The sequence below is a fragment of the Bacillus cereus group sp. BfR-BA-01522 genome, assembly GCF_022662635.1.
Lineage (GTDB): Bacteria > Bacillota > Bacilli > Bacillales > Bacillaceae_G > Bacillus_A > Bacillus_A cytotoxicus.
On record NZ_JAKUDY010000011.1, the window covers coordinates 16,705 to 36,266 of the forward strand.

Sequence of the window (19,562 nt, forward strand, 5' to 3'; positions counted from 1 at the left end):
AGAACCTCCTTTTGTTTCCTAGGAAACTAAATATATTGTATCATGATTTTATTCCTTGTAAAGATGAAAAAATAAATTTAAAATGATATAGAGTTAAATTGTTTCTGTGGAAACATATATAATATAACGGAGGCGAATCGATTGGATCGTGCAGAGAAGCAAAGAGAAATACTTTCGGACATTCGGACACTTTTTCATAAAAAAGAAGAATATATGAAGGATAATCATGCCCGTTTTCTTCAGGAGGCAGGTGTGGGGGAGATGTCGTTATCAGAACTACATGTCATTGAATGTATTGGAAACAAAGGTTTAATAAATGTAACAGCGATTACGGAAGAAATGGGAATGACAAAAGGAGCTATTTCTAAAATTTGTACGAAGCTGTTTAACAAAAAGTATGTTGAAAAGATGAAAATGTTGGATAATCAAAAAGAAATATTCTTTTGTTTGACAGAGAGTGGAAATGAAATCTATAGAGCTCATGAGAAGTTGCATCAACAAGTTGAGGAGAAATGGCTTTTTCTTTTGAATCAGTATACAGAGGAAGAATTGTTGTTCATCCAAAGATTTGTAAGAGATGTAGGAGCACATTTAGAGACGCGTACAAAATAAAGAATGCTGCTATTTGAACTGTCATGTGAAGAGTAAAAGAGGCTAAGTCTTTTGAATATGTTTTTTTACACCTACTCATATATAATAGAAAGAGATACTTAACAATATGAATAATTAAATAGTCTAGGTATATAAAGAGGAGAGGAAGAAATGCTTGAAAATACGGGGTTAGTATTAGAAGGCGGCGGTATGCGCGGCGTATATACTGGTGGGATACTTGAATACTTTATGGAACAAGATTTATATTTTCCGTATGTCATTGGTGTTTCCGCTGGTGCTTGTCATGCAGCGTCGTATCTTTCTAGACAAAGAAATCGAAATAAGGTAGTAAATATTGATTACGCACAACATCCAAGATATTTATCATATAAGAACTTTTTAAAAAAGCGTCAACTATTTGATATGGATTTCATTTTTCATGAAATTCCGGAGAAGCACGTTCCTTTTGATTTTGAAACATATTTTAATAGTCCAGAACGTTTCGTTGTTGGAACGACCGATTGTGAAACAGGACAGCCTGTTTATTTTGAAAAAGAAGGAACGAACGAAGATGCATTAAACTTATTGCAAGCGTCTAGTTCTTTGCCATTTATTGCACGGATTGTAAACTATCGTGGCAAGCAATTATTAGATGGAGGAATCTCTGATCCAATTCCAGTTCGTAAGGCGCAGACAGATGGATATAAAAAGTCAGTTGTGATTTTAACAAGAAATCATGGATATACAAAGAAAAAAACAAAGTTTGGATGGGTTGTAGCTAGGGCCTACAAAAAATATCCGCATCTTGTTCGTGCTATGCTTACTCGTTATGAATTATATAACGAAACACTTCATTATATTGAAAAAGAAGAGGCAGCAGGTAATTTATTTGTCATTCGCCCTGAAATGCCATTGCAAGTAGATCGTATGGAAAAAGATGTGACAAAACTACAAGGCTTATATGAGCAAGGATATGAAGACGCAAAAAGAAAATTTGCAGATTTACAAGCATTCTTGCAAAACTAAATGTAGTTGTAATGATTGTTTCGCACTGGTGAGATGACGAAATTTGTTGGCTGATGGCTAAGTCATTAAACTTGATAAGGAAATGAAGAATAATAAAAAATAATAAAAACCCTTAGCTCACAATTTTGTGTGCTAAGGGTTTTTATTAATGTGGTAAGAAAATTAATTGATAAGCAAATAAAATTCCAAATATATATACAAGCGGGTGAACAGCATTGAATTTACCTTTTGCCATTTTCATAAGTGGGTATGAAATAAATCCAAGGGCAATCCCTGTTGAGATACTGGATGTAAGTGGCATGCTTAAAATCACTAAAAATGCTGGGAATGCTTCATCAAATACATCCCAATCAATGTTACGTACAGCACCCATCATTAAGCTACCAACGATAATTAATGATGGTGATGTGATTGCTGAAACGCCAGATACAGCACTTACTAAAGGACCGAAGAATGCTGCAGCTACAAACAATACAGCAACTGTAATTGTTGTTAAACCAGTGCGGCCACCAGCTGCCACGCCCGCAGAGGATTCAATGTAAGCTGTTGATGGTGTTGTTCCAAACATAGAACCAATTGTTGCTGAGAAAGAATCTGATAGAAGAGCTCGTCCTGATTTTGGAAGTTTGCCATCTTTCATAAATCCACCTTGCTGAGCTACTCCAAGTAATGTACCCGTTGTATCGAACAATGTAACAAGGAAGAATGAAAAGACAACGCCGTACAATCCGTATTGGATAACATCAGAAACAGCAGTAATTGGATTAGAAACAATAATTCCTTCAGGTAATCCAGGCATGGATGTAATGCCGTTTGAGAATGTTAATTGTCCCGTGAAGTAAGCAATTATTCCCGTTAATAACATTCCGATAAAAATAGCACCATTTATATTTAAGGACATAAGAATAAGCGTAATTCCAAGACCTGCGAACGCTAGTAACACAGGAGCAGAGTGAAGGTCACCAAGTCCTACTAAGTTAGAGTCATGTTTTGTTACGATTCCTGTCATGCGTAAGCCGATAAAAGCAATAAATAAGCCAATGCCAGCAGTGATTGCATGTTTTAAGTTATTCGGAATGACTTCCATTAATTTTGTACGGAAAGATGTGAATGATAATAAAATTAAAATCATACCTGCCACAAATACAGCAGAGAATGCAATTGTAAATGTCATGCCTTCGTGTGCTTTTACTACCGAGTATGAGAAGTAAGCATTCAGTCCCATACCTGGAGCAATTGCAATTGGTAAGTTTGTAAAGATGGCCATAAATAATGTTCCGACAATAGCAGCAATAATTGTTGCTGTAAATGCTTGCTCAAAAGGAACACCCGCATCTCCAAGGATAACAGGGTTTACGACAATAATATATGCCATTGTTAAAAAGGTGATTATACCTGCCATAATTTCAGTTTTAATAGAAGTTTTATGTTTTGAAAGGTTAAACATATAAACATCCTTTCTGTTTACGAATGATTCTAGCAACAGTTATATATAATATTCGTTTTTTTGTTTTTTTTGCAAGAGTTTTGTACAAAAAAAGTTTATACCATTTTGTATTTTATGTTTTGATGTCGAATATTAGTCATAAAACGATGTATACAATTCGTGTTTTTTCCGCTATTGATGGATAGTAAGACTCCTCTTTAAAATGCAGTGAAAGTACTTGATACATAATTACTTTTAGTAGATATGTACATGATAAGAAGAAAAGAGTAAGAAGGAGTTGAAAGAACGGATGACACAGCAGAAAACATTTTTAACATTGCCACCGCAACATCAAAATAAACAACCGGGAGTAGAGTCTCTTATGAATCCACTTCCTCAATATGATAATCCGTACTATAAGGGAAGCGGGAAATTAAAAGGAAAATATGTGCTTATTACAGGGGGAGATAGTGGCATTGGAAGAGCGGTATCAGTTGCTTTTGCAAAAGAAGGGGCAAATATCGCAATTGCTTATTTAGACGAACATGAAGATGCAAATGAAACAAAAAAGTTAGTAGAGAAACATGGTGCAAAGTGTATATTGCTTCCAGGAGATGTAAGTGATGAACAACATTGTGAGCAAATTGTGAAAGAAACTGTTTCTCAATTAGGTGGTCTCAATATTCTTGTCAATAATGTCGCGCAGCAATATCCGCAGCAAAGTTTAGAATATATTACTGCGCAGCAACTTGAAAAAACATTTCGTATTAATATCTTTTCTTATTTTCATGTTACAAAAGCGGCATTAGTACATTTAAAGCAGGGCGATGCTATTATTAATACAGCATCTATTGTCGCATATGAAGGAAATGAGCAACTTATTGATTATGCGGCGACAAAGGGAGCGATTGTTGCTTTTACAAGGTCGCTTGCAAAGTCATTAATGCAAAAAGGAATCCGGGTAAATGGTGTCGCACCGGGCCCTATTTGGACGCCACTTATTCCATCAAGTTTTGATAAAAAGAAAGTAGCTGAATTTGGAAGCGATGTTCCAATGAAGAGACCTGGACAGCCGTATGAATTGGCACCAGCTTACGTATATTTAGCTTCAGAAGATTCAACCTATGTCTCAGGACAAATGATTCATGTCAATGGTGGAGTGATTGTAAATGGATAAAGTGAAATTTTAATCAGTGGGGGGCTTCATCCCTCACTAATCGGGCTGCTATTTCTCTAAAATAGTGGATAAAGAAAAAGGAAAGAAGAGTATTCATATTTTATTCATAAGAATCGGCAGTATAGCAAAAGCTAATGGTACCATTGTATATGGTGGTACTGGGGGGATATAGATGAAAAAATTATGGCTAGCAGTCATCCTCTTTTTCAGCCTGCCGATTCATACGCTTGCTGAGACAGATCATCTCATATTGATTAATTTGACGACCAATCAATTATCTTTTTTTGAAAATGGGAATTATGTAAGAACATTTCCGGTAACAACAGGAAGTCCTCGTACACCAACTCCTGAAGGAAGCTTTTGCATCATTAATAAATATAAAAATAAAGAGTATCATCGAAAAAAAATTCCAGGTGGTGCTCCTAATAATCCACTTGGAACAAGATGGCTCGGCTTAAATGAAAAGGAATATGCAATTCATGGAACAAATCGTGAAGGCACGATTGGAAGGCGAGAATCCAATGGATGTATTCGCATGCATGATCGCGATATACAATGGTTGTATGATCGCGTATCCGTACAGACAAAGGTAATTATCTCAAGCTTTCATGCATCTCCAGAACAGGCAGCTCATATGTATGGGTACCGCGTTGTAAGTTGGAACGGTCGCAAAGTAGAAGAAGATCAAATTGGAATGTTGACGCTTGTAGATCGCATGAATTTATATTGGCAAGAACCAAATGGGCAATTGACAAAAATAAAGACAGTGTTGCCGAATGAGCGATATCCGGTCTATTCTCAACGAAAAAGGGGGTACTATTATATAGGGAATAATTTTTATATGATAGATGAATCAGGAGAGAAGACTCACTATGAACAATTACCTCATTCCGTTTTGAGCAATATATATAAACGAAAATATAATATTCAATAATAGCTACCGTAAATTTTTGGTAGCTTATTTGGAATGTTTCCCCAATTTGTCATATGTTGAATATAATACAGTATAGATTGGGGGGCGGATATATGAAGAAAGGAAATAGTGAATTTGCTTTTAAAATTTTTTTAATTACAACTGGTTTATTTGTTGTGTATTTATATGCACTGCTGTTCTTTTTCCTGTATGTACCATATGTTGATCTACTTTTAATGATAGGTTTTATTTGGGCTTTTATTGAAGCAAGAGATGGCGAGGAAGGAACATATCGAGAAATTACTTTGTGGGGAACAATTGTGATTGTGATCTTATACATGATACTCATGCATGATGCTTGGCAATATGGGAGTATTATGATATGAAATAGTGCAGAAGAAAACCCCTCATCTTTCATACGATGAAGGGTTTTGATTTAATATTTTGGTTTAAAGGTTTGACAACACGTTTCAAAGCTTGTTGTGACTGCACTTTCAAATGTTTCACCTGTTAAAGCTGCATTTGTATAGGAATTATCTCCTGGTTGATTTGCATTTTGATCATCAGGCTGAACGAAGATTGCAGTTGCTTGACAAAAGTTGCCTTGTCCCCAAAAGGAACAATTGGAAACGGAACAGCGTACTTCTGGCATAAAACCCCTCCTTATATAGTAGTGTGGGATTTTATATCCATTTCATGTATAGCGGAAGTTTCCTTTTCTTGTTACTTTTTCGTTTCTTTCAACCATTTACGAAAGGTTTCTTTGCCTGGGTCGCCGCTGATGCGACTTACTTCTTTTCCTTCTTTATAATGAATGATTGTTGGAGTCCCTTTAATGTTGAACTCGTCCCAAACAGCATCAGGCTCTTTTTCGATATCGATCACTTTCATATCAACATTCAAATCTTTCGCAAGAGGGACAACGATAGGAGACACCTTTTGACAATGTACACAATTTGTTTGATAAAAGTAAATGGTCTGGTCTTTTTTGTCTGTAATATTTTTACGAAGCTCCTCCAGGGTAATCTTGTTTGCATAGTAATCTTTTTTACTATTATCTTCCATAAATCTTACACCCCAAAGGGCCACAAATAAAACGATAACAATACCGCCAAATATAAGCAGTTTTTTCATGATTTCATCTCCTTATTTATTTTTTATGATTATAAAGCTACAAATGATGATGGTCATAAATCCGATTAATGCTAGAAATGGAATCGTGATGAAACCAAACCAGTTTATATATTCTCCTGTACAAGGGACACGTCCGCAAACTGCTCCGGCTTCTGAAAACGCTGGGATTTTTTGGATTCCATAGTGATATAAAGAAATGCAAGCACCAATACTTGCGATTGGCAAGGAATAGGAAGCGATGCGATAGTCTTTTTTCGCTATAGCTATACCAAGCCATAAAACGAATGGATACATAAAAATACGTTGATACCAGCAAAGCACACAAGGTTCGAATTTCATAATTTCAGAAAAATATAAGCTTCCAAGTGTAGCGATAAAAGAAGCTCCCCAAGCGGTCAATAAAGCGTATTCTTGTTTCTTTTCACGGTCCATGTTTTTACCTCTCTTATAATAGTTACATACTAAATTATAGTATGAAGAGGACATGAAAATAAAGAAAAAATATTTTTATCAAGAAAATTTATCGTAGTAAAAACAAAAAACAAGGTATACCACCTTGTTTTTATGAGTTATTTACAGCTCTTGTGACGTTGAAAAAACGTTGAAGAGCTTCTTTATTTTTTTCGGGATGTATTTGTAATATGGAGCCTGCATGCTCAATAAAAGCATGATTATACTCATTCTCAAGAGGAACACGCATGGTTTCTATTTTTGGTGTTGATAATAGACTATTGCGAATTGCAAATAGCGTTTGTACATCTAAATTTGTTTGGATGTCTGGTGCGATTTTTTGTGCCATTGCTGGTATATCAAGCATTCCATCTAGAGAATGCATCTTACGAGTAAATGTTCGTTTAACTGCTTGAAGTACTTCTTGTTGCCGTCTTACACGACCAAAATCACTCTCTTTATCGTGACGAAAACGAGCATATTTTAATAATTCTTTTCCATGAAGAGCCTGCATCCCAGGTGCTACAGATAATTTCATGTCATCGATAATGGATTGCGTGACATGTACTTTAATTCCTTCTGGTGCGATTGTATCTACAATGTTAACAAACGCTTGAAAATCGATTGTTACGTAATGGGAAGTGTCAATTCCGAAATTGTGATGAATTGTTTTGCGTAACAGTTCTGGACCACCGTAGTAGTAGGCAGCGTTAATTTTATTATATTTTTTGTCATAGGTAGGAATTTCTACATAGCTATCGCGCATAATAGAAGCGAGTTTGGCTGTATGCTCTTTTTTATTATATTGAGCAATCATAATGGTATCCGCACGCCCATGTTGTTCGTCGCGTGAATCACTGCCGATAATGAGAAGATTGTATGTATATTTATCTTGTTTCTTTCCATGAAATGAATCCATGTTTTTCTTTGGTTGACAACCGGTTAAGACTGTAATGGTACAAAGGAATATGTATAACAGTTTCCGCAAAGTTATCACGTCCAATTCACAATCATATATGTATTATGAACATGAATGTGGAAAAACATTCAAAAAGTTGGCGATTTCTACATGAGATAGCAACTAACCGATCAATCCCGTTACTTCATCGTTAGTAAAATTAATGCTTGTAAAAAGAGCCCGTCCAAAAATAATTCTTCTTGGACAAGCTCTTTCTTTACATTTGTAGCTGTTCAATTTCTTCCATATAGGACTTTTGTGAGGCATGGTCAATATATTGGAATAACAGTTGTAGTTGTTTATCTACTTCAGATAATTGTTTTCCATATTGATACGCATGTAAAAAGCGTTCAATTCGTTTTGAAAATATTTGATCTTTTGTTTGTACCATTAAAACAAGTAACTTATCCCAATTACAACAATATGTGTAATAGAGCGCTTTGTCGTAGTCGTTGTAGGTGTTCATTGTGTACCTCCTTACCGAGGAGTTACATATAGTGTGTGAAAGATAAGTGGAAATACACGTGAAAGAATTTGCTAATAAACAACGAGAGGATTCCTCGTTTTTAAGCTTTGGGCATTGGTGTAGGCGTCGGTTTTGCATAGCCTTCTTTATATGTATTGTCGATGTAATTTCTAATTTCAAGTAGAGACTTTCCGTTTTGCTGCATAGATGCAGATTTGACTGCAATTTCTAAACAGTTTACACATGTTGTTGCATGGGAGTCCCAAACAACTTCTCCATTTTGTTTTATTTCCTTAATAAAACAATTTTTATTACTTTTATGTCCCACATTTTCACCACATCCACAGTAACAAGGAATCCAACTTAATAATTCGGCGTTGTTTCCTGCGACTGTATAGATATCTTTTAGTTGTGGGTCTAGCTTGTCTAAAAAGGTTGGGAGTGTTTCTACTCCATTTGTTTTTTCTTGCACGTCACCTTGTGCAATGTGAGAAGCATGATCTTCTTTTGATCTTGAAACTTTCTTGTCATGTGCACTACTACATCCAGTAAGGAGTAGGCTCATGATTACAAGTAGAGAGAATATATATTTTTTTATATGCTTATCCTCCTTTAGCTACGTATTAATTGAATTGTATCAAATTCTCTACTGTTATGGAGCAGTTTTTTTCTTTTTCCATCGCCAGCGAATCGAGTGCCATATACAAAGTAAGGGAATGTATGTATATACAATATACATTCCAGTTTGAGATAAAGTGGTGTTTAATATGTTGATACTTTCTCGATTTGTAAAAAATAAAGAGGCGATGAATACAATTGTAATAAAAAAAGGGAGTGTAACTTTAAATGAGATATGGAAAGAACGCTTTACAGAACGACAAGCTGACCAGATTGTTAAGCATAGGTTGGGTAAAATAATCAGTAACCAAATAAAAATAATAATGTACTCAAATCGTTGAATAAAAGGAACTTTAATAATTTTTAACATCGTTAATGTTGGCCAGATGGTGTGATTTAGTAAGCCTTCACTAAAATACATAATAGAAACGGCCGCTAACACTCCATATACAATGGTAGTAAATAAAATACCACCATGAGCCCATTTTTTAAATGATTTTCCTTTTTCAATAAATGGATAAAAAACAAGTATGGCTTCAAATCCTAAAAATTCTAATGAAGAATCTTTAGCTGATTGTAACATTTCAATAGGTGAGTGTATGAAAATTGGTAATATGTTACGAAAATGAGCATATTGTAGTGGGAAAACTAAAAAAAGAACAACGAAAATGGGTAATACAGTTCCCCAAAAGCAGATTCCAGTTACAGAGCGGAATCCTCCTTTTAATGCATAGTAAGTAACAAGTAAAAAAAGTAAAGTCAACGTCCATCCTTTTATGGTAGGGAATACCCAAACTTGAATTACTTCAATATATGTCCGTAGAACGGTAAGACAAAATAATAGAAAATAAAAAGTGAAACATAAAGTTAAGAAAGACCCAATCCATTTTCCGAAGCATGTTGTATGGATCTGAACTAAATCATCATCTTTCTCTAACATTTTTAACATACAAAATAATACAATATGAGTTGCAGCACCAGCTATAATGATAGCAATCCATGCGTCATGACCAGCGCTCTTTATAATAATTCGTTGATAACCAAGAATACCCACTCCAATTTGTAAGGAGTGTAGTAAAAAAAATATGAAATAAGGAGAAACAGTTTTTGTTTTTTCAGTGCTTTTCGTACTCATCTTATCACCTCACTATTCTCCGATGCCAGATTGTACAATATTCACATTTACATCAACATGAATATCTGTTGAAGGATACATCTTTCTAATTTCTTTTATGTTCCATTCCCTTGTTCGGCTTCTCATTTCATCACATATACCTAATGGATCTATGTTTTTTTGCTGGAATTCTTGAATGAGTTGTTCTGCTTGTTTTTTTAGCGTATTTTCTACTTGTTTTCGAATGAAAGAAATATTTTTTTTATTTGTTAAGTTCATCCAATTAGGGGAGCTTGTGATTAATCCGTTTAGCTTTAAACGAATGCGTGCTTTCGCTGTATGATCCATATTGTTAACTTGGTAGATGCTTTTGCCAGATAAATTTTGAATCACAACGAGCCCTTTATGTTTCCCTTTTTGAATAGGTACTTCATAGTGGCCATTTTTTGTTGGATTCATAAGAAGTTTGACTAAAAAGGATCCTTGGTTATCCGTATACATGACGACTTTATCTTTTTTTAAAAAGGCAAGTCCTTTCACTGAAACTGCCTGGTCTTTATCGATTGAAATATACGGCAAAAAAGGGTCACGTACTTTTGAGTAATAGTCATATAAAAACAAATTTAAAGCTGTACGAGGAATCGTTTCATTTCGTACATTTTGTTCCAGTAAATCAGCAAGATATAAGGAACCGTGTGTTTTTACATGCTGTAAAAGCTTTTTAGATGAACCATCAACAAGAGCGAGTTGTACATCGCGACCAATGTTCGGATTGCGCTGTAAATTATTCACTATTTCACCTATTCCATATGTGCCAAAAGACTTTCCAAATAAGACGACACGCATTTGTCCAACTACAATATTATGCGGAGACTTTGCGTTCAAACGAGACGTAATCGTTTCGAGTGAAATTGCTGTCGTTGTTTGCGTTTTCGGTTTCGTATTTACACCATGGGTATATTCGGGATATAAAATAGTTCCTTGAAACTCCTGTTTTTTTGATATATCAAATCCAGCTGCATGAATCATTCTTTGTGTATCTACTGTATGCATTTGTGCGCATCCGAATTGAGAGCATAGCAAAATAATGACTAAAAAAGATAATATTCTTCTCATGTTTTCTCTCCATCGTATTTTTGTTTTGCTTTTTTAGCGTCATAACGCCATTGTGACTTTGGGCGTAAGAAAGAAGGGCGATTTGCCGTTTGACTAAATGGAAGACGAAGAAATCCTTCCGCTGTACTTAAACCACGGAATGGATATAACGGCAATAAATAAGGCGATCCAAGTGATTTTAAATGAAGTAAATGAGTTAAAATGAATACAAATCCGATAATGAGACCGAGACCTCCAAATGCACCAGCTAAAAGGATAAGTGGGAATCGGAGTAAGCGAATTGTAGATGACATTTTGACAGTTGGCGTTGTGAAAGATGCAAGAGCGGATAAAGCGACCGCAATTAATAAAATGGTGCTTGTTAAAGCTGCTTCAACAGAAGCTTGTCCAATTACGATTCCACCAACAATTCCAAGGGTTTGCCCGACTTTTGTTGGTAAACGCGCACCTGCTTCACGTAATAACTCAATTGTAATTTCTAAAAAAAGTGCTTCTAAAATTGGTGGGAAAGGTACATTTGCTCGAGAAAAAATAATCGGACCTAATAAATCTGCCGGAATCATTTGATAATGATACGTTAATACTGCTGTATAAATCGCAGAAGAAAATAACGAGAAGATCGCACCAAAAAAACGTATCATCCGAAAAAAAGAGCCAATAAGCCACGGCAAATAATAATCTTCCGGTGAAATAAAGAAATCTAATAAAGTTGTTGGACCAGCTAATGCATAAGGTGATCCATTTGTTAAAATGAGCACTTGTCCATTGATTAAAGCAAATACAGATCGGTCAAGTCGCTCTGTCGGTAGTAGAACGGGAAATGGCGAATTACTATTATCACTAATAAATTGCTCAATCATTGTTGCGTCAAAAGGAACATCAAAATCAATGCCCTCTAAGCGTTGAATAGCAGTATGAATATGTTGTTTATTCGTAATGCCTTCTATATAAGCTACGGCAACTTTTGTTTTGGATATAGATCCAACCGTAATTTCTTTGAAAATTAATTGTTCTGTTACAATATTTTTGCGTAGTAAGTGAATATTGATATCAATATTTTCGACAAGCCCGATTTTAGGTCCAATGACGCTATACTCATTTTCTGTATCGTTATATGTACGAGCTCCTATTGATGTATTTTCTACACGTATAAGGACATATTGTTTTGAATGGTTTTGCATTTGAATGAGAACATATCCAGCTAATAATTTTTCACGAATATCATCAATAGAAGGAGAGACGACAATGTCTTCCATGGGAATGCTATTTGCTACATCCGTTATATTTTTCAGCTTATTTAACTGCTTTTTGAGCGGTGTTAAAATAAACTGCTCAATGAGGCGTGCATCGACTACCGTTTTGTAATAAAAAAGACAGAGTGTTTCGTCCTGTACAATAGGGTAGGAAACAAAATCAAGAGATTCTTTCATTGTATGAATAAATTCAGGAATAGAACAAGGCGTCTTTTTCTTTGTCGATCCTTGTTTTTTTGATGAAAATTTGAACATCATATCCACCTCTTTTCCTTTATAAGTTGCTTTCGTTAGTTTTTGGGGATAGCGAAATATTATACGGTAAAATAAGGAGAATGTTTATGATGAAAAACTTGTGAACATGTCAAGTTTTTTAATTCATAGTAACTCTCGCTATTTTAGGGCAGGATTTTGATGGCTTTTCAACATAAAATATTGATTAATGATAGAAAACTAAGTTATAATCGAAATTGAAAATCACTATCAATAACAAACGTATACATATAGAGTAAAATAAGGGAGAGAACAATATGACTACATATACTTCCATTGCAAATGTCATGAAAGAAAGGCGATCGATTCGTACATTTATAGATAAAGCAGTTGAGAAAGAGCTATTAATTGAATTATTAAATGATGCGGCATGGGCACCGAACCATAAACATCGTGAGCCATGGAATTGTAAATTATTTATTGGCGAAGGGCGCAAGAAACTAGTAGATGCCGTATTAAATTCTTTTACAGAAGAAGAAAAAGCAAAGCGCGGTAAAATTTTATCCGATCGTTTCTTAAGCACACCTGCTCAAATCGTTGTTTATATGGATGAAGATCCACGTCAAATTCAGCGTGATGAAGATTATGCCGCAACATGTGCATTTATGCAAAACTTTCAATTGCTTGCGTGGGAACGCGGTTTAGGCTCTGTTTGGAAAACAGGTGGATTAATTTATAATCCATTATTTATAGAAGGAATTGGACTAACAAAGGGACAGCGCATCATTGGTATTCTTCATGTCGGTTATTTCGATAAAACGCCAGAAGGAAAAGCGCGCACACCGATTGTGGAGAAACTAGATATTATTGAAGAGTAATAAGGATAGAAAAAGTGACACTTCACATTGATAGTGTCGCTTTTTCTATCCTATTTTACAATCGAATTGTTTTGTAATTTGGGGCATTTTTTCTGTAATTGTGCAATAAAGGCTTCTTCGTTTTGTGGTGAAAGTTTCAAACTGCTAAAAAGTGAATTTCAATCCCTTCTAATGTTGCAGCTAACCGAAACCCGAGCATCATGTCATTTGTTTTATTGACCTTTGTCATATGGGGGATACGGAATGCTGCATCGAAATGGCCCACAGCGTGCATAAAGAGTTTCTTCTCTAAATTCATATCGAATATCAGACATAATCCAAAACAAAAAAAATTAATTCGTATAATTAACGAGAGTAAAATAATAAAGTCAACAGAAGTTAATGTAGAATCTAGAAATAGTGGAAGTGCTAGCAATAAATGAGGTAGTAGTAGTCCAAGTCCCGAAACAATATAGAAAAGGACTCGTTCTCGGCGAACAGCCCATACTTCATATCATCAGCTCCTTTATGATACATATGGAATGAGATTGTGTATATTTTAATATTCTATATTATAGTAGGAATTTCTGTTTACATTCAGGAAACGAAATGATTCCGATATGCATGAGAATTTTGTTTAGTTTTCATGAAAGCTTGTTTCCCTTCATACACTTTCTTAAGGGAGAGTGTAAGGAGGGAAAATAATGAGAGCGAGTGATGATAAAGCACTGCAATATGCGATTGCTGAAATTACAGAGATTGCGACTGGGTTTGGACTAGATTTTTATCCGATGCGCTATGAAGTATGCCCAGCGGAAATTATTTATACATTTGGTGCGTATGGCATGCCAACACGTTTTTCACATTGGAGCTTTGGAAAACAGTTCTTCAAAATGAAGCTGCATTATGATTTGGGACTTAGTAAAATATATGAACTTGTGATTAACTCGGATCCATGTTATGCATTTTTATTAGATACGAATTCTTTAATTCAAAATAAATTAATTGTGGCGCACGTATTGGCGCATTGTGATTTCTTTAAAAATAATATTCGCTTTTCGAATACGAAGCGCGATATGGTGGAAAGCATGGCTGCGACTGCTGATCGTGTTAAAGCGTATGAGCATAAATATGGAAAAGAAGAGGTCGAAAAATTTTTAGATGCTGTACTTGCAATTCAAGAGCATATTGATCCATCGCTCATGCGTCCAAAATTAGCATGGAGCATCGAGGATGTGGAAGAAGCAGAAAAGAAACGAGTTTCAGAATACGATGATTTATGGAGATTAGATGAACAAAATGAAAAGAAAGAACCAGCGCGAATAAGAAAAAAGAAAAAAATTCCACCAAGACCTGAAAAAGATTTGCTTTTATTTATCGAAGAGTATAGCCGAGAACTAGAGGAATGGCAGCGCGATATTTTAACGATGATGAGGGAAGAAATGCTTTATTTTTGGCCACAGCTTGAAACGAAAATCATGAATGAAGGTTGGGCTTCGTTTTGGCATCAACGCATACTCCGTGAAATGGATTTAACATCCGATGAATCGATTGAATTTGCGAAATTAAATGCAGGCGTTGTGCAACCTTCTAAAACGAACATTAATCCGTATTACCTCGGTATTAAAGTGTTTGAAGATATTGAAGAACGCTATAATAACCCGACCGAAGAGATGAAGCGCCGCGGGGTGAAGCCTGGGTCAGGTCGTGAAAAAATCTTTGAAGTACGGGAAATTGAATGGGATGTATCATTTTTAAGAAACTATTTAAATAAGGACTTAGTGATGAGAGAAGATATGTACTTATTCCAACGCCAAGGGAAAGAGTATAAAGTAGTGGATAAAGAGTGGGAACATGTTCGCGATCAGCTTGTAAATATGCGGACAAATGGCGGATTCCCATATCTAGTTGTAGAAAATGGAGATTATTTAAAGAATGGCGAGCTATATATTAAGCATTGTTATGAAGGAATTGAGCTCGATTTAAAATATTTAGAGAAAGTACTGCCATATATTTATCAACTATGGGGAAGAACGGTGCATTTAGAGTCGATTGTAGAGAGTAAAGGCGTTGTCTTTTCATATGATGGGAAGATGGTGCATCGGAAGTATGTGTGAAGAATAGTTATGTAATGAAAAGGATGGATAAACAATTGTATTTACATTTTTTGTCCATTCTTTTTCATTTATATGGATCATAAGCAATATTAGTGATTTGACATGAAATATGAACGAGCTGGTCCATCTTGCTGTTTTAAAAAGAGAAATAGAGACTGTCCACAGGTTATAGTTTTGGACGGCCCCTACATAAGTTTGTTTAGTTCCAAATTACTTTCATAATCTTTTCATACTCATCATTCGCTAATTGATATAGCATTCTCGCATGTTCGAAGACAAGCGCTGGGTTAAAATGTGGCTCTGAAAAGGCAAGGGAAGTGGAGATATCGATAATATTTCTATTGTTCAGTGTAAACTTTGCAAATCTATATGATGTGTTCAGCTCGTTTAACATATATAAAATGTCACTTTTGGATGTTGAATCAGCTAATTGTGCAACATTGAAGCAATATATATCTACAGTTGGATGGTCATTATGGAAGGCTGCGATTAGGTGTATTTTTGCGCCACTTTCTGTAGTTAAATTTACTGTGAAATGTACGGAACCATCATTTTCATCAACGATTTCTTCCATATATATATCATTGGACTTTAAATAGTCTTTAAAGTCGGAAATATTATGTTTTACGGCTGCTTTCATTTGTATGTGCCTCCTGTTAATTAAAATATTCTGCTATCTTTTATTATAATTTAAAGATATAAAAATTGATAGTTTAAAAAGTTTTAATTTTAGGAATTCTTAAGTTGATAGATACATAAAGCCCCAGCTTTATTTCTATAGAGCTGGGGCTTTGATTAATTGTTATGAGACTCTGTTTCTGTATCTTCTTCATTTTCATTATGATTTGAATCCTGATTTTCTTCTGCTTCAGGGTTAGATTGCTTTTTCTTATCTGACTCTTTCTTTGTATATGCAGGTAATCCAAGATGTTCACGAAGTTCATTTGTTAAGCTTTTTAAATTCTTTTCATCTGGTTTATAGTAATATATTCTACCACCACCAGCAGATTTGCTGCATGTGTCATCACCTTTAGCCATGTAGCAGTCTGTTCCTTCAATTTGCAATTTTTCAAGTGTAGAATCAGAACCGTATTTATAAAATGATAACATATCATCAAATGTTAAGTTTGTAACGAATTGTCCGTTAATATCATCAATAATATTTCCTACTTTTGTAACTGAACCAACGCTTGTTAGTTTCTTTAAAATTGCTTCAATCACAAGTTGTTGACGTTGTCCGCGCATTGCGTCGCTATCGATATGACGCGTTCTAGCAAGTGCAAGTGCTTCCTCACTATTTAATTTTTGAACCCCTTTTTTCAAGTGAATTGCATCTGGATTATCGTTACTATCTTGTTCTGTGAATTCAACAGGAACATCCACTTTAATGCCACCTAAATCATCAACAATTTTCATAAAGGATTTGAAATTGAATTTGACAAAGTAATCGACAGGAACATGTAGTAATTTTTCTACGGCATCGATACTTGCTTGTGGTCCGCCATTTTTCCCGTTTTTCGCTGAACCGTATGCATGTGCATGTGTAATTTTATCTTTTTTCTTTTCTACGGGAATATATGTGTATGTGTCGCGCGGGATGCTCAATAGCTTGACCGTTTTACTATCTTTATTAAAAGTTGCTAGTAATAGGGCATCAGTACGGATTGCGTTACCGTATTCTTTTCCGCGGACATCGCTTTCATCAACACCCATTATTAATACAGATACATTATTTGTAATAGGTTTTACAGCTTTATCACGCAAATCTGATTTATTACCGCGCGCTAAATCGTGAGCGGCATTTCGAACAGCAGAAGATGCTTTATTGACTAAAAACCAAGTATAACCTCCTCCTATTATTAAAAATAATAAAAGGGCGCTTATAATAATTTTTGTTTTTTTCTTTCCTTTTTTCTTTGTATTACTACGTGTATTCTCTTGTAAAGATGGGTTTTGATCCATTTCATGTACTCCTTCATTTGGATTGAAATACGAAACTCATATCAACTAATTATAATGAAATTTAGTGCAAAAGAACATTACAAATTATTTACATTTCGCAAAAATTCAATTTATTTTATGGGAAGTCAGATTTATATAGCATGTCATTATTATGTTTTATGAATATATGACAAGTATAATAGGTTTTATGTGAAATGAAAATATGTAATGTGAGAAAAGCATAGGAATGTCAAATTTGTTGGAATATGTCCAAGAAGAGAAGGAACGGGGCTATTTTATATAATTCAGCAGAAAAGCGACTTTGGTAAAAACAAAAAAGACGCCTGATTCAAGCGTCTCTTTTGTCTTTATAATGTTTGTCTTAATGAGAATTTTCCTTGTTCCCCTAACACACCATCTGCAATGTTGACAGCATGGTCACCGATACGTTCTAAATTACTTACCATATCGACAAAGATAATGCTCGCATCACCGGAGCAACTGCGCTCATTTAGGCGCATCACATGGCGTTTACGCAATACGCGTTCCATTTGATCAATTTTACGTTCTTTCGTAATGACTGTTTGAGCAAGTTCGGTGTCAAAGTTTGTTAAAGCATGGATCGCATCTTGTAATGTAGAAACTGTTAACTCTAGCATTTCATTTAGTTCTTCCATGGCTTCAGTAGATAGTGTAATTCGATTGGAAATTTGAGAGTCTACAAGCTCGATTAAATTTTCAACGTGATCTCCAATGCGTTCGATATCTCCGACAACAGATGATAATGCGGAATGTTTTTCAGAATCTATTGGCGAAAGAGGCTTTTCAGACAGCAATACTAAATAGTCGGTAATTTTTCGATCTAAATTATTAATCGCCCCTTCTAGTTGAGCTGCCATATCCGCGTGCTTCTTTTCTTTCGTATTTAAAAAGCAGCGCGCTTCTTTTAGTCCGTGTAATGCAAACTCTGCCATGCGAATCGTTTCTTTTTGTGCTTCTGTTAAAGCGATAGCAGGAGATTGTTCAATGAAAATAGGATTTAAGTGCTGCGGCTTACAGTCGATAGCAGCATCATCTCCACGAATGATTTTTGTTACAATCCAAGCTAAGACAGCGATGAATGGAAACTGAATTATTGTATTTGTCACGTTAAATGTTCCGTGTGCAAAGGCAATTGTCATTTCAGGATTTAAGTTTAATGATGTTTGGAAATATTGAATTAAACTTGTAAAAGGTATTAATAAGATTGTAAAGATAATGGTTCCAACGATATTAAAGATAACATGTACGAATGCCGCACGTCTCGCCGCGATAGAAGTACCAATTGCTGCTAAAACAGCGGTAATCGTCGTTCCGATATTATCACCAAATAATACAGGAAGTGCAGCTTTTAAATCAATTGCTCCTTGCCCGAATAACTCTTGCAAGATTCCAATTGTTGCACTTGAACTTTGTACAATTAAAGTAAATACAGTACCAACAATCACACCTAAAATAGGATTATTACTCATACTTACTGTTAGCTCCTGGAATGATTCTAAAGAACGGAGTGGTTTCATACCTGTACTCATTAATTCTAAACCGAAGAATAACATCCCAAATCCGAATACGACTTGTCCAAGAGATTGTACTTTTTTATTTTTAAAGAAGAATAGGAAGATTGCTCCGATTGCCATAATAGGAAGAGCATATTCTCCAATTTTAATTCCAATAATAAATGCTGTAACAGTTGTTCCAATATTTGCCCCCATAATGACGCCGATGGCTTGTCGTAACGTCATAAAGCCAGCACTTACAAGTCCAACTGTTAAAGCGGTTGTACCAGAACTAGATTGAATAAGCACAGTAACTAACATACCAGCTAGTACACCCATCAGTGGATTTGTTGTGAAGCGATCGAGAATATCACGGAGACGATCTCCAGCTGCTTGTTGCAGTCCATCTCCCATGTATTTAATTCCGAATAAGAAAATACCTAACCCCCCAATAAATTGGAAGAGCATATCTTGAATATTAAATTCCACGAATTCCACTCCTTATATTTCATGTACGGTGTAATTATTAACTAAACCTTGATTGACTGTAAACGGATTATCGTTAAAATTTACACTAAATTTACAAAGGAATAAAAAGTTTACATTTACTTAAAGAATCTTCTGGATTTAATTGGTTTTAAAAGTAAGTTTGTAAAA

21 protein-coding genes are annotated in these 19,562 nt (G+C 35.1%); 7 read left to right on the forward strand and 14 right to left on the reverse strand.

Annotated elements, in window-relative coordinates; genetic code table 11:
• Positions 1-141 precede the first annotated feature (141 nt).
• Positions 142-612 (forward strand): MarR family transcriptional regulator, encoded by a 471-nt coding sequence (locus MR059_RS15535; RefSeq protein WP_011983732.1) that lies wholly within the window; start codon positions 142-144, stop codon positions 610-612.
• 150 nt (positions 613-762) lie between these two features.
• Positions 763-1,617 (forward strand): patatin-like phospholipase family protein, encoded by an 855-nt coding sequence (locus MR059_RS15540; RefSeq protein ID WP_011983733.1) that lies wholly within the window; start codon positions 763-765, stop codon positions 1,615-1,617.
• Between the two features lie 145 nt (positions 1,618-1,762).
• Here MR059_RS15540 and MR059_RS15545 read toward each other — a convergent pair whose 3' ends face one another.
• Positions 1,763-3,064 (reverse strand): NCS2 family permease, encoded by a 1,302-nt coding sequence (locus MR059_RS15545; protein WP_011983734.1) that lies wholly within the window; start codon positions 3,062-3,064, stop codon positions 1,763-1,765.
• Between the two features lie 289 nt (positions 3,065-3,353).
• Here MR059_RS15545 and MR059_RS15550 point away from each other — a divergent pair, with 289 nt between their 5' ends.
• From MR059_RS15550 to MR059_RS15560, 3 genes are all read left to right on the forward strand, one after another.
• Complete coding sequence (locus tag MR059_RS15550; RefSeq protein WP_011983735.1) at positions 3,354-4,220, forward strand: SDR family oxidoreductase; 867 nt, start codon at positions 3,354-3,356, stop codon at positions 4,218-4,220.
• A gap of 172 nt (positions 4,221-4,392) precedes the next feature.
• Complete coding sequence (locus tag MR059_RS15555) at positions 4,393-5,154, forward strand: L,D-transpeptidase (RefSeq protein ID WP_011983736.1); 762 nt, start codon at positions 4,393-4,395, stop codon at positions 5,152-5,154.
• Positions 5,155-5,246: 92 nt separating this feature from the next.
• Positions 5,247-5,519, forward strand: coding sequence for a hypothetical protein (locus MR059_RS15560; RefSeq protein WP_011983737.1), 273 nt, complete (start codon positions 5,247-5,249; stop codon positions 5,517-5,519).
• Between the two features lie 50 nt (positions 5,520-5,569).
• Here the strand turns inward: MR059_RS15560 and MR059_RS15565 are convergent, their stop codons facing one another.
• The 9 genes from MR059_RS15565 to MR059_RS15605 all read right to left on the reverse strand — a co-directional run bounded on the left by MR059_RS15565 (position 5,570) and on the right by MR059_RS15605 (position 12,497).
• Positions 5,570-5,785, reverse strand: a complete 216-nt coding sequence (locus tag MR059_RS15565) for a DUF1540 domain-containing protein (RefSeq protein ID WP_011983738.1) — start codon at positions 5,783-5,785, stop codon at positions 5,570-5,572.
• 71 nt (positions 5,786-5,856) lie between these two features.
• Positions 5,857-6,267 carry a thioredoxin family protein gene (locus MR059_RS15570; RefSeq protein WP_011983739.1) on the reverse strand — a complete coding sequence of 137 codons (411 nt, stop codon included), beginning with the start codon at positions 6,265-6,267 and terminating at the stop codon, positions 5,857-5,859.
• Positions 6,268-6,279: 12 nt separating this feature from the next.
• Positions 6,280-6,699: a disulfide formation protein C gene (locus MR059_RS15575; RefSeq protein ID WP_011983740.1), complete on the reverse strand. Its 420-nt coding sequence runs from the start codon at positions 6,697-6,699 to the stop codon at positions 6,280-6,282.
• A 130-nt stretch (positions 6,700-6,829) separates the two neighbouring features.
• Positions 6,830-7,714, reverse strand: a complete 885-nt coding sequence (locus MR059_RS15580) for an LCP family protein (RefSeq protein ID WP_011983741.1) — start codon at positions 7,712-7,714, stop codon at positions 6,830-6,832.
• Positions 7,715-7,892: 178 nt separating this feature from the next.
• A complete protein-coding gene (locus tag MR059_RS15585) occupies positions 7,893-8,141 on the reverse strand; it encodes a YhdB family protein (protein WP_011983742.1) in 249 nt (82 codons plus the stop codon).
• Between the two features lie 100 nt (positions 8,142-8,241).
• Complete coding sequence (locus tag MR059_RS15590) at positions 8,242-8,739, reverse strand: PCYCGC motif-containing (lipo)protein (RefSeq protein ID WP_041809460.1); 498 nt, start codon at positions 8,737-8,739, stop codon at positions 8,242-8,244.
• A gap of 54 nt (positions 8,740-8,793) precedes the next feature.
• Complete coding sequence (locus MR059_RS15595; RefSeq protein ID WP_011983744.1) at positions 8,794-9,894, reverse strand: GerAB/ArcD/ProY family transporter; 1,101 nt, start codon at positions 9,892-9,894, stop codon at positions 8,794-8,796.
• Positions 9,895-9,906: 12 nt separating this feature from the next.
• Positions 9,907-10,989, reverse strand: coding sequence for a Ger(x)C family spore germination protein (locus MR059_RS15600; protein ID WP_011983745.1), 1,083 nt, complete (start codon positions 10,987-10,989; stop codon positions 9,907-9,909).
• Positions 10,986-12,497 carry a spore germination protein gene (locus MR059_RS15605; protein WP_210351934.1) on the reverse strand — a complete coding sequence of 504 codons (1,512 nt, stop codon included), beginning with the start codon at positions 12,495-12,497 and terminating at the stop codon, positions 10,986-10,988. Before MR059_RS15605 ends, MR059_RS15600 begins: the two co-directional genes overlap by 4 nt.
• Positions 12,498-12,772: 275 nt before the next feature.
• Between MR059_RS15605 and MR059_RS15610 the strand changes: the two genes are divergently transcribed.
• Positions 12,773-13,333 carry a nitroreductase family protein gene (locus tag MR059_RS15610; protein WP_011983747.1) on the forward strand — a complete coding sequence of 187 codons (561 nt, stop codon included), beginning with the start codon at positions 12,773-12,775 and terminating at the stop codon, positions 13,331-13,333.
• A gap of 136 nt (positions 13,334-13,469) precedes the next feature.
• Here the strand turns inward: MR059_RS15610 and MR059_RS15615 are convergent, their stop codons facing one another.
• Positions 13,470-13,607 (reverse strand): hypothetical protein, encoded by a 138-nt coding sequence (locus tag MR059_RS15615; RefSeq protein ID WP_237701317.1) that lies wholly within the window; start codon positions 13,605-13,607, stop codon positions 13,470-13,472.
• Positions 13,608-14,016: 409 nt separating this feature from the next.
• Here MR059_RS15615 and MR059_RS15620 point away from each other — a divergent pair, with 409 nt between their 5' ends.
• Positions 14,017-15,429, forward strand: a complete 1,413-nt coding sequence (locus tag MR059_RS15620; RefSeq protein WP_011983749.1) for a SpoVR family protein — start codon at positions 14,017-14,019, stop codon at positions 15,427-15,429.
• Positions 15,430-15,628: 199 nt separating this feature from the next.
• On the opposite strand, the gene MR059_RS15625 is transcribed toward MR059_RS15620, so the two are convergent.
• The 3 genes from MR059_RS15625 to MR059_RS15635 form a co-directional block, all read right to left on the reverse strand.
• Complete coding sequence (locus MR059_RS15625) at positions 15,629-16,069, reverse strand: hypothetical protein (RefSeq protein WP_011983750.1); 441 nt, start codon at positions 16,067-16,069, stop codon at positions 15,629-15,631.
• Between the two features lie 155 nt (positions 16,070-16,224).
• Positions 16,225-17,391, reverse strand: coding sequence for an LCP family protein (locus MR059_RS15630; RefSeq protein ID WP_011983751.1), 1,167 nt, complete (start codon positions 17,389-17,391; stop codon positions 16,225-16,227).
• Between the two features lie 347 nt (positions 17,392-17,738).
• Positions 17,739-19,394, reverse strand: coding sequence for a Na/Pi cotransporter family protein (locus MR059_RS15635; RefSeq protein WP_011983752.1), 1,656 nt, complete (start codon positions 19,392-19,394; stop codon positions 17,739-17,741).
• Positions 19,395-19,562: the final 168 nt, after the last annotated feature.

Bases quoted from the DNA above. Each gene is read 5' to 3' on its own strand.
- MR059_RS15595 (WP_011983744.1), bottom strand. From the start codon at position 9,894: ATGAGTACGAAAAGCACTGAAAAAACAAAAACTGTTTCTCCTTATTTC.
- MR059_RS15585 (WP_011983742.1), bottom strand. From the start codon at position 8,141: ATGAACACCTACAACGACTACGACAAAGCGCTCTATTACACATATTGT.
- MR059_RS15540 (WP_011983733.1), top strand. From the start codon at position 763: ATGCTTGAAAATACGGGGTTAGTATTAGAAGGCGGCGGTATGCGCGGC.
- MR059_RS15600 (WP_011983745.1), bottom strand. From the start codon at position 10,989: ATGAGAAGAATATTATCTTTTTTAGTCATTATTTTGCTATGCTCTCAA.
- MR059_RS15550 (WP_011983735.1), top strand. From the start codon at position 3,354: ATGACACAGCAGAAAACATTTTTAACATTGCCACCGCAACATCAAAAT.
- MR059_RS15545 (WP_011983734.1), bottom strand. From the start codon at position 3,064: ATGTTTAACCTTTCAAAACATAAAACTTCTATTAAAACTGAAATTATG.
- MR059_RS15630 (WP_011983751.1), bottom strand. From the start codon at position 17,391: ATGGATCAAAACCCATCTTTACAAGAGAATACACGTAGTAATACAAAG.
- MR059_RS15565 (WP_011983738.1), bottom strand. From the start codon at position 5,785: ATGCCAGAAGTACGCTGTTCCGTTTCCAATTGTTCCTTTTGGGGACAA.
- MR059_RS15610 (WP_011983747.1), top strand. From the start codon at position 12,773: ATGACTACATATACTTCCATTGCAAATGTCATGAAAGAAAGGCGATCG.
- MR059_RS15625 (WP_011983750.1), bottom strand. From the start codon at position 16,069: ATGAAAGCAGCCGTAAAACATAATATTTCCGACTTTAAAGACTATTTA.
- MR059_RS15560 (WP_011983737.1), top strand. From the start codon at position 5,247: ATGAAGAAAGGAAATAGTGAATTTGCTTTTAAAATTTTTTTAATTACA.
- MR059_RS15555 (WP_011983736.1), top strand. From the start codon at position 4,393: ATGAAAAAATTATGGCTAGCAGTCATCCTCTTTTTCAGCCTGCCGATT.
- MR059_RS15620 (WP_011983749.1), top strand. From the start codon at position 14,017: ATGAGAGCGAGTGATGATAAAGCACTGCAATATGCGATTGCTGAAATT.
- MR059_RS15570 (WP_011983739.1), bottom strand. From the start codon at position 6,267: ATGAAAAAACTGCTTATATTTGGCGGTATTGTTATCGTTTTATTTGTG.
- MR059_RS15605 (WP_210351934.1), bottom strand. From the start codon at position 12,497: ATGTTCAAATTTTCATCAAAAAAACAAGGATCGACAAAGAAAAAGACG.
- MR059_RS15615 (WP_237701317.1), bottom strand. From the start codon at position 13,607: ATGCACGCTGTGGGCCATTTCGATGCAGCATTCCGTATCCCCCATATG.
- MR059_RS15575 (WP_011983740.1), bottom strand. From the start codon at position 6,699: ATGGACCGTGAAAAGAAACAAGAATACGCTTTATTGACCGCTTGGGGA.